Here is a 13,094-nt window from a genome sequence, read left to right as displayed (position 1 = left end):
CTCGGGTGTTTATCCATCAGGCAAGGTGACCCTCTTCTGCATCTGCCTTGGTCAAGCATTGGAGTAGTGGTCTCGCAGGCCCAGCCAGCGGCGGATCAGAGGCTCGACATGCGCCGGGTGTTTGTCCATCAGGAAGCGCGCCATCTTCTGCACCTGAGGGATGAGCGGCTGGTCGCGCACCAGATCGGCGATCTTGAGATCGGCCAGGCCGGTCTGGCGGGTACCGAGCAGCTCGCCTGGGCCGCGCAGTTCCAGATCCCGCTGGGCGATGAGAAAGCCGTCATTGGTCTCCCGCAGTACCCCGAGGCGGCTCTGGGCGGTCTTGGACAAGGGGGCATGATAGAGCAGCACGCAGTGAGAGGCCACCGACCCCCGCCCGACCCGGCCGCGCAGCTGGTGCAACTGGGCCAGCCCCAGTCGCTCCGGGTTTTCGATGATCATCAGGCTGGCATTGGGCACATCCACCCCCACCTCGATGACGGTGGTGGCGACCAGCAGTTGCAGTATGCCCGCCTTGAACTCCTCCATCACCCGTTGTTTCTCGACAGGGCGCATCCGGCCGTGTACCAGGCCGATGTGCAGGCCGGGCAGCAGGGTTTGCAGCTCGGCGGCGGTGTCTTCGGCGGCCTGGCACTCCAGCACCTCCGACTCCTCGATCAGGGTGCAGACCCAGTAGGCCTGCTTGCCCTCCTCGCAGGCGAGCCTCACCCGCTCGATCACGTCCTGGCGGCGACTGTCCGGCAGGGCGACCGTGGTAATGGGAGTGCGGCCCGGCGGCAGCTCGTCGATGATGGAGGTGTCGAGGTCCGCATAGGCGGTCATCGCCAGGGTGCGGGGGATGGGGGTGGCGGTCATGATGAGCTGGTGGGGATGCACCCCTTCCCGCTCTCCTTTTTCCCGCAGGGCGAGGCGCTGATGCACCCCGAACCTGTGCTGTTCATCGATGATGACCAGGGCGAGGCGCTGGAACACCACCTGCTCCTGGAAGATGGCGTGGGTGCCCACCACCATCTTGACGCTGCCGTCCGCGATGGCGGCTAGCGCCTCTTCCCGCGCCTTGCCCTTCTGCTTGCCCGCCAGCCAGCCGACCTTGATGCCGAGCGGTTCCAGCCACCTGGCGAAGTTGATGGCGTGCTGTTCGGCCAGCAGCTCGGTCGGGGCCATCAGCCCCACCTGGCAGCCGTTGCCGATGGCCTGCAGGGCGGCCAGTGCAGCGACCAGCGTTTTACCTGAGCCCACGTCCCCCTGGACCAGGCGCATCATGGGGTGGCTCTGTTGCAGATCCCTGGCTATCTCCGCCACCACACGGCTCTGGGCACCGGTGGGGGTGAACGGCAGGGCGCCGAGCAGCTGCCGGACCAGCTCGGGAGCGGGCTTGAGGGCTCGGGCCAGCTGGGTCTGTGCCTGGGCCCGCACCTTCAAGACCGAGAGGTTGTGGGCCAGCAGCTCTTCCAGTACGAGCCGCTGCTGTGCCGGGTGCTGGCCGCTCTCGAGCAGGGCCAGCGCCACCGAGGGAGGCGGGCGGTGCAGCAGCTTCAGGGCGGCGGCAAGATCGATCTGCTGGGGATAGAGGCCGGCAGGCAGCAGCTCCTCGACCCCGTAGAGGTCGAGCTGGGCCAGGGCCTGATCCGTGAGGCTGCGCAGGGTGAGCTGGCGCAGCCCCTCTGTGGTGGGGTAGACGGGGGTGAGGGCCTCTTCGGTCTGGCCGGCCTGCTCCTCGCCGAGCAGCTTGTACTCGGGGTGGGCCATCTCCAGGCCGTACTTGCCGGGACGTGTCTCGCCAAAGCAGCGGATAAGGCGGCCCTGGGCCAGGCTGTTTTTCTGGGCAGCGGTGAAATTGAAGAAGCGCAGGGTCAGGCTGCCGGTGCCGTCGCTGATACGGCACACCAGCATGCGGCGGCGCCCCATCACCAGCTGGGTGTCCTGGATCTCGCCCTCGACGGCACCGTGCAGGCCGGGCGGCAGATCGCCGATGGGCCACACCTGGGTGCGGTCCTCGTAGCGCAGGGGGAGGTGGAACAGCAGGTCCTGTACCGTGGCCAGCCCCAGCCGCTCGAGTTTCTCCAGCATCTTGCTGCCGACACCCTTGAGGCTGTCGAGGGAGATTTTATCCAATTTCATCAATTAGATGCCCGAAAACACTGTAAATATGTCCAGATGATAGGGGTTGTTGCGGCCTCGATGCAAGCCGCGTTGTGCCGTTCCGGGCTGGTGGGCAAGGGAGCGGGGGGAGGGTCATCCATGAAAAAGGCCTGCCGGAAACGGCAGGCCTTTTCACTGACGGGGCGCCCTGGCGGTCAGATGATGCGCTTGAGCAGGAGGTGAGCCTTGACCCTGTGGATCCGGGCCAGCAGCTTGCGCACCTGATCCGGGTAATCCTTGATCTGCTCTATCTGGTCGAAGTGACTGATGCGGCGGGTGTGGGCCAGGATGTTCTCCCGCTCCGCACTGAACTGCTCGCGCAGGTGATGGTGCTGGTCGTGTACCAGCAGGCCGTTCTCCAGATCCAGCGCCCAGGCTCGGGGATTGAGGTTGTTGCCGGTGAGCAGGGCCCACTCCTCATCCACGAAGATCCCCTTGAGGTGATAGGAGTTCTTCTCGCAGCACCAGAGCATGAGGTTGAGCCGGCCGTTGTCGATGTGGTGCTGGTTGCGCTCGGCAAACTTGCGCAGGTTGGTCTCGTAGAGATAGGGCAGACCACCGATGGTGGAGAACTTCTCCTCCGGGGGGATGAAGAAGTCGTTGGCGGTCTTGTCGCCCACGACGATGGTCACCTTGCAGCCGCGTTTGAGCAGCGCCTCCACGTCCTTGTTCAACTCCTTGGGGGGGTTGAAGTAGGGGGTGCAGATGAAGATCTCCCGCTCGGTGGCCCGCACCAGGTTGCGGATCATCCGGTTGAGCTGGTTGCCCCGCTTGCCCAGGCCCACCATGGGGGTCACGGCGATCTCCCGATCGTTGGGCTTGATGCTCTCGAAGCGGTACTGGCAGAGGCGCAGACGCTGCTTGAAGCGGCGGATCGGCCCCTTGAGCTGCTTGGCGCCGGGGATGCCGGTGCGATCCAGCCGCTGGACGGCCTCGCTGCCGAGGAAGACGTCATCCACGTAGTTGACCATGCTGCGGGTCAGTGCCGGGCTGTGGATCTGGTGATAGCGATCGAAGCGGTAGCGCTCCTGCTGGTGCAGGTAGATGTCGTTGAGGCTGGCGCCGGAGTAAAGCAGGGTGTCGTCGAAGATGAAGCCCTTGAGGTGCAGCACCCCGAGCAGCTCGCGGCCCTTGACCGGCACGCCGTAGATCTCGATCTGGTGTTGGTGGCTGGCGGCCATGGCCTGGTACATCAGGTGGTTGCCCCCCTGCTTGCCCTTGCCGATCAGGCCGCGCTGGGCGCGGTGGAAGTCGACGAACACCTTGATGTCGAGAGAGGGATTGCGCTGCTTGGCGGCATAGAGGGCGGAGAGGATCTCCCGTCCCGCCTCGTCATCCTGCAGATAGAGCGCGATCAGATAGATGCGCTGGGTCGCATGGGCGATGAGCGACAGGATCCGGCTCTTGAAGTCTTTGGCGCTGCTGAGTATCTGGAACTGATCCGCGGCGACCGCGATCTGGGGTAAGCGGGTCAGCAACTGTCGATAATGTGCCGATGAATGCATAGAGAAGCCTGAAATCACGGGATGAAGCGTTCCACTCGGGGCGAAGAATAGGCAATTCTAGCAATCTGTGGCGATGGGCCCAAGCAAGAATCCGTAAAAAGTCGGTGCAATATCACATCGGGGCCGACGGATGCGGCCCCGATGTGTTTCCGTCAGAGGATGGCGCTGGCCGTGGCCACGATGAGGAAGGCGATGGTGCCGAGCAGGGTCTCCATCACGGTCCAGGTCTTGAGGGTGGTCTTCTCGTCCATGTTGAGGAAGCGGCTGACCAGCCAGAAGCCGGAGTCATTGAAGTGGGAGAGCACGGTGGCGCCCCCGGCGATGGCGATGACGATGAAGGTCAGGTCCAGCTCGCTCAGGCCGGTGGTGGCGGCCACGGTCGGCGCCATCAGGGCGGCGGTGGTGGTCAGGGCCACGGTGGCGGAACCCTGGGCAACCCGCAGCGCGGCGGACACCAGGAAGGCTGCGAGGATCACCGGCATGCCGGTATCGGAGAGCACGTCGGCCAGCGCGGTGCCGATGCCGCTCGCCCGCAATACGCCGCCGAACATGCCGCCGGCACCGGTGACCAGGATGACGGCGCAGACCGGGGCCAGGGCGTCGTTGCAGAACTTCTCGAGCTGCACCTTGCCCTGGCTCTGGCGGAACATCCAGAGGGCGTACAGCACAGTGATGAGCAGGGCGACCGGGGTCTTGCCGACCATGCGCAGCACGTTGACCCAGTCCGCACCCTTGTCGATGACGCCCATGACGCCCAGGGTATTGAGGCCGGTATCCATGAAGATGAGCACCAGCGGCAGCAGCAGGATGGAGATCACCTGGCCGAAGCTCGGCGCCTTGTCGGAGAGCTGCTCGGCACTGGCGGTGAAGCTCGGGGGCAGGGGCAACTCAAACTTCTTGCCGGACCAGAGCCCGAACAGGTAAGCACCCAGATACCAGGTGGGCAGCGCGACCAGCAGGCCCACGACGGTGAGCAGACCGATGTTGGCACCCAGCAGCTCGCTGGCGGCCACCGGGCCCGGGTGGGGCGGCAGGAAGGCGTGCATCACCGCGAAGGCGCCGGCGGAGGGCAGGGCATACTTGAGGACGGAGCCGCCGAACTGCTTCGCCACGCTGAAGATGATGGGCAGCATGACGATGAGACCGGCGTCGAAGAAGATCGGGAAGCCGAACAGCAGGGAGGCCACACCCAGCGCGAAGGGGGCGCGGTGGGAGCCGAAGCGGTTGATCAGGGTATCGGCCAGTACCTTGGCGCCCCCCGTCATCTCCAGGATCCGGCCTATCATGGCGCCGAGGCCGACCAGCAGCGCGACCGAGGCCAGGGTGCCGCCGAAACCGGTCAGCATGGTGGGGATCACCTGGTCATAGGTGACCCCGGTGGCCAGGGCCGTCAGCATGCTGACCAGGGTCAATGCCACGAAGGCATGTACCTTGAATCGCATGATCAGCACCAGCAACATGACAATGGCTCCGCCCGCTACCGAGAGCAGATAGGCGACATCGGGTGTGTTCATTGCTCCGTCCATAAAATTGTCCTCAAATGGTTCTAGTTGTTGTTCTGCACATTTCTGTGCTGCACTTCACATTGCGAAACGTTACCGGTAACATGTTACCGGTAACGTGGTAGCTTAGAACCCATCAGGCGAACGTTTTTTGAAAAGTGAGAGAGAGGTCAAATAATGGCGGGCAAGTGCATTATCGTGATGGGTGTGTGTGGCAGCGGCAAGTCCAGCATCGGCCTCAAGGTGGCCAATGCCCTGGGGGCCAAGTTCATCGACGGCGATGATCTGCACCCTCGCGCGAACATCCAGAAGATGGCGGCGGGCAACCCGCTCAACGATGAAGACAGGGCCCCCTGGCTGGAGCGGATCCGCGATGCGGCCTACAGCCTGGAGCGCAAGAACGAGCTCGGCGTCATCGTCTGCTCGGCCCTCAAGAAGCAGTACCGCGACCAGATCCGCGAGGGCAACGACTCGGTGAGTTTCCTGTTTCTGGATGGCAGCCAGTCCCTCATTCTCGAACGGATGCGGGCACGGCAGGGCCACTTCATGCGCGAAGCCATGGTACAAAGCCAGTTTGATACCCTGGAGCGACCGGATGGCGAGCCCGGCGTGTTTCGCATCGATATCGACGGGACCTTCGAACAGGTGGTCGACCGTGCCGTCACCGCGCTGACGCAGGCGCAATGAGCCATGTCGCGCGCCCGGCTGCAGCCGACCGCGCCCGTATATAGAGTTGGAGAGAAAGCTATGACCCATCCCGTGATCACCCAGGTGACCAACCGCATCCGCGAGCGCAGCACCGCCCGCCGTGCCCGCTTCCTGGCCCGCATCCAGCGCCAGGCTGATCAGGGCAAGACCCGCGCCTCCCTCTCCTGTGGCAACCTGGCCCACGCCGTGGCCGCCTCGAGCTGTGACGAGAAGGGGCGGATCCTCGACATGACCCGCGCCAACGTGGCCATCGTCACCGCCTACAACGACATGCTGAGTGCCCATCAGCCCTATCAGGGCTACCCGGACATCATCAAGGGCGCCCTGGCGGAGCTCGGCCACAGCGCCCAGGTCGCCGGCGGCGTGCCCGCCATGTGCGACGGCGTGACCCAGGGTCAGCCGGGGATGGACATGTCCCTCTTCTCCCGGGACCTCATCGCCCAGGCCACCGCGGTCTCCCTCTCCCACAACACCTTCGACGCCACCCTGCTGCTCGGCATCTGCGACAAGATTGCCCCGGGCCAGATCATGGGGGCGCTTTCCCACGCCCACCTGCCCACCGCCTTCGTGCCTGCCGGCCCCATGGCGAGCGGCATCAGCAACGACGAGAAGGTGAAGGTGCGCCAGCAGTACGCTGCCGGTGAAGTGGGCCGCGACGCCCTGCTCAAGATGGAGTGCGGCGCCTACCACGCGGCGGGCACCTGCACCTTCTACGGCACCGCCAACACCAACCAGCTGGTGTTCGAAGCCATGGGCCTGATGCTGCCGGGCTCCGCCTTCGTGCATCCGCACAGCGAGCTGCGCCACGCCCTCACCGAGGAAGCGGCCCGCCGCATCAGCGCCATGATCCCGGGCTCCCCCGCCTATCGCCCCCTGAGTGCGGTGATCGACGAGCGCGCCCTGGTCAACGGCCTGGTGGCCCTGCTCGCCTCCGGCGGCAGCACCAACCACAGCATCCACATGGTGGCGCTGGCCCGTGCCGCCGGGCTGGAGCTGACCTGGGACGACCTGAGCGATCTCTCCGACGTGGTGCCGCTCCTGGTGCGCATGTACCCGAACGGCCCGGCGGACGTCAACGCCTTCGAGCAGGCGGGGGGCGTGCCCGGCCTGATGCGTCGTCTGGCCGAAGAAGGGCTGATCCACATGGATGCCACCCCGGTCTTCGGCGAGATGCAGGACTACCTCAGCCGTCCGGCACTGGTGGATGGCAAGCTGGTGTGGCAACCGGTGGGCGAGAGCGGGGATCCGAGCGTGCTCTCCCCCTCTGGCAGCGAGTTCCAGGCCACCGGCGGCACCAAGCTGCTGGCGGGCAACCTGGGCCGCGCCGTGGTCAAGGTTTCCGCCGTCGCGCCCGAGTATCGGGTCATCGAGGCCCCGGCCCGGGTCTTCTCCTCCCAGCATGCGGTGGAGGCGGCCTACAAGGCCGGTGAGTTGAACCAGGACGCCGTCATCGTGGTGCGCCACAACGGCCCGGCCGCCAACGGCATGCCGGAGCTGCACAAGCTGATGCCGGTGCTTGGCAACCTGCAGAAGGCGGGTCACAAGGTGGCCCTGGTCACCGATGGTCGCCTCTCCGGTGCCTCCGGCAAGATCCCGGCCGCCATCCACGTCACCCCGGAAGCGCTGCACGGCGGGGCCATCGGCCTGCTCGCCGATGGCGACCTGCTGCGGGTGGATGCCGAGTCAGGCCGCCTCGACTGCCTGACCGATTTGAGTGGCCGTACCCAGGCCGAGATCGACCTCACCCTGGAACAAGAGGGGTGGGGTCGTGAACTGTTCAGCGTGATGCGTCGCGCGGTATCGAGCGCCGAGTGCGGCGCCACCATCTTTGACTAAGGAAGAGCTATGCAGAACTGGAAAGTGACCCCTGCCGAGGTGTTTGCCGCCTCCCCCCTGGTACCCGTGATGGTCATCAACGACCTGGAGCAGGCCCTGCCGATGGCCAAGGCGCTGCTCGACGGCGGCATCTCGGTGTTCGAGATCACCCTGCGCACCCCGGTGGCGCTGGACGCCATCGCCCTCATCGCCAAGGCGATGCCGGATGCCATGGTCGGTGCCGGTACCGTGCTCAACTGCGCGCAGTTTGATGCCGCCGTCGCTGCCGGTGCCCGCTTCGTCATCTCCCCGGGCATGACCCCGGCCCTGCTGGCCCACGCGGCCAAGAGCACGGCGCCGCTGATCCCGGGGGTGGCCACCCCGTCCGAGGTGATGCAGGCGCTGGAAGCGGGCTACGACCACCTCAAATTCTTCCCGGCCGAGGCGAACGGCGGCACCAAGGCACTCTCCGCCATCGCGGCGCCCCTGCCCCAGGTGAAATTCTGCCCCACCGGCGGCATCGGCCCGAAAAACGTGGCCGACTACCTGGCGCTGAAATGTGTGGCCACCGTCGGCGGCTCCTGGATGCTGCCGGCAGACGCCGTCAAGAGCGGCAACTGGGAGGAGGTGACCCGCCTCTCCCGGGAAGCGGTTGAATTGGTTAAACGCTAAGCAAATATCGTTTAGAAAAATTAAACAGGCCACCCCCGGGTGGCCTGCTGTTTTTCCGCCCCCGGAGGGGGTGGGCCGTTTGCTTCCGGCCTCGCCCTGGCTTAAGGTCGGGGGCTGCCCCTCTCCCCTGGAGCCTTCATGTCCTGTCTGCATCCATCCTACCCGCAAGGGCACTTCACCGCGCTGCACTGCCACCCCCATGCCCAATACTGCTATCTGCACGACGGGGGCGGCATCATCACGGGGCGAGGGGAGGGAGAACTGCTGGTGGCGGGCCAGATCTGCTTTATTCCGGCGGGGTGGGAGCACGAGTTTCGCGTGCTGCGCCGCTCCCGGCTCTCCCTCCTCTATGTGCCGACGTCGGCCCGTACCGCCTTCGGCCCCTTGCAGGCCAGCCCGCTGCTGGCGGGCCTCTTCGCCCGCCTGTCCGAGCTGGCCGAGGAGGAGGTGAAAGGGGCCTATCTGACGGTGCTTGGCCAGGAGCTGGAGCGCGCCGACCCGCTCGCGGCGCGCATTCCCCTCGCCGGGGCGCTGGACCCGCGCCTGCTGCGGGTGCTGGACAGGGTGTGCCAGGCACCCGCCATCCATCTGACGCTGACGGCGCTGGCGGCAGATTGCGGCGCCTCGGTGCGCACCCTCAACCGGCTCTTCCTCCAGCAGCTGGGGTGCAGCTTTCGCCAGTGGCGGGAGCAGGTGGTGCTGGGACGGGCGCGCCAGTTGCAGCACAGGGGGCTCACGCTGGCCCAGATCGCCGATCGGCTCGGCTACGAGGATCCCGGCGCCTTGTCCCGCGCCCTCCAGCGCCTTGCCCGACGCGAACCGGCGGCCTGAGGGCCCGTCGTCTGCCTTCCTGCCCGCCATGGCGGTGTCTGCGGGTTGCCGGCAGTCAGCGCCGCGAGCCGATATCCGCATCCTCCTTGCTGCCTGCCAGCAGACAGGTCACCTCGTCGGTGTGGCAGATCCGGTCGCCGCGAAAGGTGAAGAGGCCGCTTACCTTGCAGACCAGGGTGCCGCCGTCCTGGCGGGTGGCCCGTACCACATGGGTCGAGTGCACCCGCTCCCCCTGCGCCAGGGTGGCGACAAACTCGATGCTCGCACCGGCCAGATGGCGGCGCAGTGTGGCGATGTGCTGGTGAAACGCCGGGTAGTCGAGCCGCTCGCCGTTCACCTCCTGGCAGTAGTCTGGGGTGAACCAGGCGTCGAGCTCCGCCAGGGGGAAGGCGGGATCGCAGATGACGCGCTGCAGGCAGGCTTTCAATCGTTCGGTGTGGTGCATGGTCTGCTCCTGACAGGGTGGATGGAGGAGCCAGCATAGGCCAGGGGGCGGCGAGGGGAGAGGGGAGAAGGCGCCATCATGGCGGTCGAACGCGCCATGATGGACGGGGATCAGCCGAGGCTTTCCCCCTCATAGAGGGAGAAGCCGATGTCCTTGCACCTGGTCGCCAGCGGCTGGCCGCCGAGGCGGGCCAGCAGCATGATGGCGGCTTCGCGACCTATGGTCTCGCGGGGGGTAACGATGCTGGCGAGCTTGGGGGTCATGGCGTGGCCGATGTCGAGGGCGTTGCTGCCAGCAATGGCCACCTGCTGGGGCACCGGGATCCACCTGGCCTGGCATTGCAGCAGGGCCCCCACCGCCAGGTCGTCGTTGGTGCAGAACAGGCCGTCGAGATCGGGGAAGCGCGCCATGGCCTGGGCCAGCAGCTCTCCCCCCAGGGTGAAGCTGGAGGATTGCTCCGTCAGCAGGTGCTGGCCGGTCAGACCGAAATCGGCCATCGCCTGGTAGTAGCCTTCCATTCGCAGCTGGGTGCGCACGTCGAGCCGGGCACCGAGGTAGATCACCTTGCGCCGTCCCCGGCGCAGCATCTCTGTTACCATGGCCCGGGCGGCGGCCCGGTGATCCATGCCCACCACCATGTCGATGGGGGAGAGGGGCAGATCCATGGTCTCCACCACCGGGATGCCGGCGGTGGCGATCATCTTGCGGGTGCGCTCGGTGTGCTGGGTGTCCGAGAGGATGAGCCCGTCCACGTTGTAGGAGAGGAGCGAGGCGACCTGCTCCTCCTCCCGCTCCGGGCTGTAGCCGTAGTGGGCGAGCAGGGTCTGGTAGCCGGCGGGCCGGGTCACCGCCTCGATGCCGTGGATCACCGCCGAGAAGACCTGGTTGGAGAGGGAGGGGATCAGGATGCCGATCGCCTTGCTGGTGGCGTTCGACAGCATGTCCGGCGCCCGGTTCGGGATGTAGCCGAGCTCCTCCACCGCGGCGGCGATGCGTTCGCGGGTCCCTTCGGCCACGGCGGACGGGTCGCGCAGGTAGCGGCTGACGGTCATCTTGGTGACACCGGTCAGGTCGGCAATGTCCTGCAGGGTAGGGCGGCGCTTGCGGGTGTCGTTCATCTGGGGATCCGGCAAAAAATGTTACACGTAACATTACCGTTTTTGCACGGCAATGTCAGCATATGACGCCATCAACAGGGGGCAGGGGATGATCAAGGGCAGGTGTTTCGAGGGGGTCCACTTCGAGCAGCAGGAGGTGGAGGGGGAGCAGTTCCAGGGGTGCCGCTTCATCGGCTGTACCTTCTCCTGGCTCGATCTTGGGGAGAGCCGCTTCGTCGACTGCAGCTTCTATGACAGGGAACGGGAGCTGGGATGCCTGTTTCAGGGCTGCGATCTGCGGGAGGCGAGCTTCCTGCGCTGCGATCTCACCCTGGCGGACTTCGGCCGTAGCCAGTGTCTTGGGCTGGAGATGCGCGACTGCCAGGCCATGGGGATCAACTTCGCCCATGCCAGCTTCGCCAACCGGATCACTGCCAAAAGCTATTTCTGCGAGGCCCACCTCACCGGCAACAACTTCAGCTACGCCAACTTCGAAAGCTGCCTGCTGGAGCGCTGCGAGCTTGCCGGCAACCGCTGGCAGGGGGCCAACCTGCTGGGCGCCTCCCTGGCGGGCTCGGATCTCAGCGGCTCCGAGTTCGGGCGAATCGACTGGACCAGCTTCAACCTGCAAGGCTGCGATCGCGCCAGTGCGATCTGCCCGGTCTGGATCTGCGCCGGGTCAACCTCGCCGGGGTGCAGATCAATGAAGATCAGCAGCAGGGGCTGCTGGAGCAGATCGGGCTGGTGGTCTTCCCCTGAGCGGGGTGGAAAAGAGGTAAGTTTTCATCATCGGGGCGGGCGGTGTGGTGCCTCCCCTGCCAAGCAAAAAGCCTGCGCGATGCAGACTTTTTGTCAGGTGAAGTGGTAAACGACGCGGTGTTGCTGTCTTTTGCTCCCTGTTCCCCTCGCGGGAGAAGGGCTGGGGATGAGGTAGCGGACTCCACTCGGGCACCGACAAGGCGGGCCTAGCGTCTGGCCAGCCACTTGGTCGGGTTGATGGCCTCGCCCTGATAGCGGATCTCGAAGTAGAGGCCGGAGCGCTCCTGTCCGCCGCTGTCGCCGACCAGGGCCACGGGCTCACCCTGCTCCACCTTTTGTCCCACCTGGCGCAGCAGCGACTGGTTGTGGCCGTAGAGGCTCATGTAGCCCTTGCCGTGGTCGATGACCAGCAGCATGCCGAAGCCGTCGAGCCAGTCGGCGTAGACCACCTGGCCCGGTGCCACCGCCTTGACCTGGGTCCCTTCGCTGGCGCCGATCAGGGTGCCCTTCCACTTCAGCTCGGCGGTACGCGGCGAGCCGTAGGAGATGAGGATGGGGCCCTGCACCGGCCAGCGCAGGTTGCCACCCGTGCTCAGACCGCCGTAGCCGTTGCTGCTCGCCTTGGCGCTGTTGCGGGCGGCTGCTTGCTGCTGCGCCACCTTGGCCTGCTGTTCGGCGACGCGTTGCTGCTGGGCCGCCAGCCGCTGCTGTTCGCCGACCTGGCGCTGCTGGGCTGCGATCCGCTGCTGCTCCTCGATGCGTTTCTGCTCGGCTGCCAGGCGCTGGGCCTCCAGACGGCGCTGGCGCTCCTGCTCGGCCTTGATCTTGGCAAGGCGCTCCCGCTCGGCCCGTTCGCGGCGTTCCTTTTCTTCCTGCTGACGACGCAGCTCTTCCAGCCGCGCCTTGAGCGCCTTCTCCGCCTTGACCAGCTTGTCGAGCTTCTGCTCGTCGGCCTGCACCGACTGCTGCAACTGGTTGCGCACCTTGGCACGGCTCTGCTGGCTGGCCAGCAGGCTCTGGTGATGCTCCTGCTGCTCGCCGATCAGGGTCTGGAGCCGGTTCTCGGTCTCTTTGGTGGCCTGCTGGTTCTTGGCCAGCTTGTCACGGGTGGCGCGCAGGGCTTCGATGGCCTCGATACGGGCCTTGTTGAGGTAGTCGAAATAGTCGAGGGCGCGGCTCAGCTTGGCCGGATCCTGCTGGTTGAGCAGCAGTTTGAGGTAATCGTGGTTGCCCGCCTGGAAGGCGCTTTCCGCCTGCTTGGCCAGCAACTGTTTCTGATGTTTTGCTTGTTGCTCCAGTGCCAGCTTGTCCTGCTGCAGGGACGCCAGCTTCTGCTGGTTCTGCCGGAGTTGCTGTCTGGTCTGCTCGAGTTTGGCGGCGGCAGCCGAAATGGCCTGCTCGTCAGCCTTGAGCTGGGTGTTGAGCTTGGCAAGCTCCTGCTTGCTGAGCTTGAGGGTCTGTTGCTGTTCCTTGATCTGGGACTGCATGGCCCCCAGCTGCTGGTTCGCAGCCCGGGCTGTGCCGGTACCGCCGATCAGGCAAAAAAACAGCGCGCCGACCAACAGGCCGACGCGACTGGTTTTCTGTGAAATAATTTCGCATCCCCGCATGGGGCAGG

General features: G+C 65.8%; 10 protein-coding genes and 1 pseudogene. 5 read left to right on the top strand and 6 right to left on the bottom strand.

Annotated features, from left to right (window positions below):
- Positions 1-51 precede the first annotated feature (51 nt).
- The 3 genes from recG to J9892_RS02605 all read right to left on the bottom strand — a co-directional run bounded on the left by recG (position 52) and on the right by J9892_RS02605 (position 5,161).
- Positions 52-2,121, bottom strand: a complete 2,070-nt coding sequence (gene recG / locus J9892_RS02615) for an ATP-dependent DNA helicase RecG (protein ID WP_010672534.1) — start codon at positions 2,119-2,121, stop codon at positions 52-54.
- A gap of 176 nt (positions 2,122-2,297) precedes the next feature.
- Positions 2,298-3,647, bottom strand: a complete 1,350-nt coding sequence (gene pssA / locus J9892_RS02610; RefSeq protein ID WP_042015252.1) for a CDP-diacylglycerol--serine O-phosphatidyltransferase — start codon at positions 3,645-3,647, stop codon at positions 2,298-2,300.
- 152 nt (positions 3,648-3,799) lie between these two features.
- Positions 3,800-5,161 (bottom strand): GntP family permease, encoded by a 1,362-nt coding sequence (locus J9892_RS02605; protein WP_234035436.1) that lies wholly within the window; start codon positions 5,159-5,161, stop codon positions 3,800-3,802.
- A 165-nt stretch (positions 5,162-5,326) separates the two neighbouring features.
- On the opposite strand from J9892_RS02605, the gene J9892_RS02600 reads away from it, so the two are divergent.
- The 4 genes from J9892_RS02600 to J9892_RS02585 all read left to right on the top strand — a co-directional run bounded on the left by J9892_RS02600 (position 5,327) and on the right by J9892_RS02585 (position 9,175).
- Positions 5,327-5,836: a gluconokinase gene (locus J9892_RS02600; protein WP_039039504.1), complete on the top strand. Its 510-nt coding sequence runs from the start codon at positions 5,327-5,329 to the stop codon at positions 5,834-5,836.
- A 60-nt stretch (positions 5,837-5,896) separates the two neighbouring features.
- Positions 5,897-7,693 (top strand): phosphogluconate dehydratase, encoded by a 1,797-nt coding sequence (edd, locus tag J9892_RS02595; RefSeq protein WP_043153528.1) that lies wholly within the window; start codon positions 5,897-5,899, stop codon positions 7,691-7,693.
- Between the two features lie 9 nt (positions 7,694-7,702).
- Positions 7,703-8,344, top strand: a complete 642-nt coding sequence (locus J9892_RS02590) for a bifunctional 4-hydroxy-2-oxoglutarate aldolase/2-dehydro-3-deoxy-phosphogluconate aldolase (protein WP_039039502.1) — start codon at positions 7,703-7,705, stop codon at positions 8,342-8,344.
- A 138-nt stretch (positions 8,345-8,482) separates the two neighbouring features.
- Positions 8,483-9,175 carry an AraC family transcriptional regulator gene (locus tag J9892_RS02585; protein WP_151027772.1) on the top strand — a complete coding sequence of 231 codons (693 nt, stop codon included), beginning with the start codon at positions 8,483-8,485 and terminating at the stop codon, positions 9,173-9,175.
- Positions 9,176-9,230: 55 nt separating this feature from the next.
- Here J9892_RS02585 and J9892_RS02580 read toward each other — a convergent pair whose 3' ends face one another.
- Together J9892_RS02580 and J9892_RS02575 are read right to left on the bottom strand one after the other, a co-directional pair.
- Entirely contained in the window at positions 9,231-9,620 is a 390-nt protein-coding gene (locus J9892_RS02580; protein WP_041214080.1) for a nuclear transport factor 2 family protein, read from the bottom strand.
- 110 nt (positions 9,621-9,730) lie between these two features.
- A complete protein-coding gene (locus J9892_RS02575) occupies positions 9,731-10,738 on the bottom strand; it encodes a substrate-binding domain-containing protein (RefSeq protein WP_039039499.1) in 1,008 nt (335 codons plus the stop codon).
- Positions 10,739-10,826: 88 nt separating this feature from the next.
- Here J9892_RS02575 and J9892_RS02570 point away from each other — a divergent pair.
- Positions 10,827-11,476, top strand: a pseudogene (locus J9892_RS02570) (Qnr family pentapeptide repeat protein).
- A gap of 206 nt (positions 11,477-11,682) precedes the next feature.
- Here J9892_RS02570 and J9892_RS02565 read toward each other — a convergent pair.
- Positions 11,683-13,086, bottom strand: a complete 1,404-nt coding sequence (locus J9892_RS02565) for a peptidoglycan DD-metalloendopeptidase family protein (protein WP_161470143.1) — start codon at positions 13,084-13,086, stop codon at positions 11,683-11,685.
- Positions 13,087-13,094 lie beyond the last annotated feature (8 nt).

This window comes from Aeromonas sp. Prich7-2 (assembly GCF_017939255.1).
GTDB classification, from domain to species: Bacteria; Pseudomonadota; Gammaproteobacteria; order Enterobacterales; family Aeromonadaceae; genus Aeromonas; species Aeromonas caviae.
The sequence above is the reverse complement of the archived record's forward strand: the minus strand, read 5'-3'. Positions and strand labels throughout refer to the sequence as shown.

Coding starts and splice junctions, on each gene's coding strand:
- pssA (WP_042015252.1), bottom strand. CDS start 3,647: ATGCATTCATCGGCACATTATCGACAGTTGCTGACCCGCTTACCCCAG.
- J9892_RS02590 (WP_039039502.1), top strand. CDS start 7,703: ATGCAGAACTGGAAAGTGACCCCTGCCGAGGTGTTTGCCGCCTCCCCC.
- J9892_RS02575 (WP_039039499.1), bottom strand. CDS start 10,738: ATGAACGACACCCGCAAGCGCCGCCCTACCCTGCAGGACATTGCCGAC.
- J9892_RS02580 (WP_041214080.1), bottom strand. CDS start 9,620: ATGCACCACACCGAACGATTGAAAGCCTGCCTGCAGCGCGTCATCTGC.
- edd (WP_043153528.1), top strand. CDS start 5,897: ATGACCCATCCCGTGATCACCCAGGTGACCAACCGCATCCGCGAGCGC.
- recG (WP_010672534.1), bottom strand. CDS start 2,121: ATGAAATTGGATAAAATCTCCCTCGACAGCCTCAAGGGTGTCGGCAGC.
- J9892_RS02565 (WP_161470143.1), bottom strand. CDS start 13,086: ATGCGGGGATGCGAAATTATTTCACAGAAAACCAGTCGCGTCGGCCTG.
- J9892_RS02585 (WP_151027772.1), top strand. CDS start 8,483: ATGTCCTGTCTGCATCCATCCTACCCGCAAGGGCACTTCACCGCGCTG.
- J9892_RS02605 (WP_234035436.1), bottom strand. CDS start 5,161: ATGAACACACCCGATGTCGCCTATCTGCTCTCGGTAGCGGGCGGAGCC.
- J9892_RS02600 (WP_039039504.1), top strand. CDS start 5,327: ATGGCGGGCAAGTGCATTATCGTGATGGGTGTGTGTGGCAGCGGCAAG.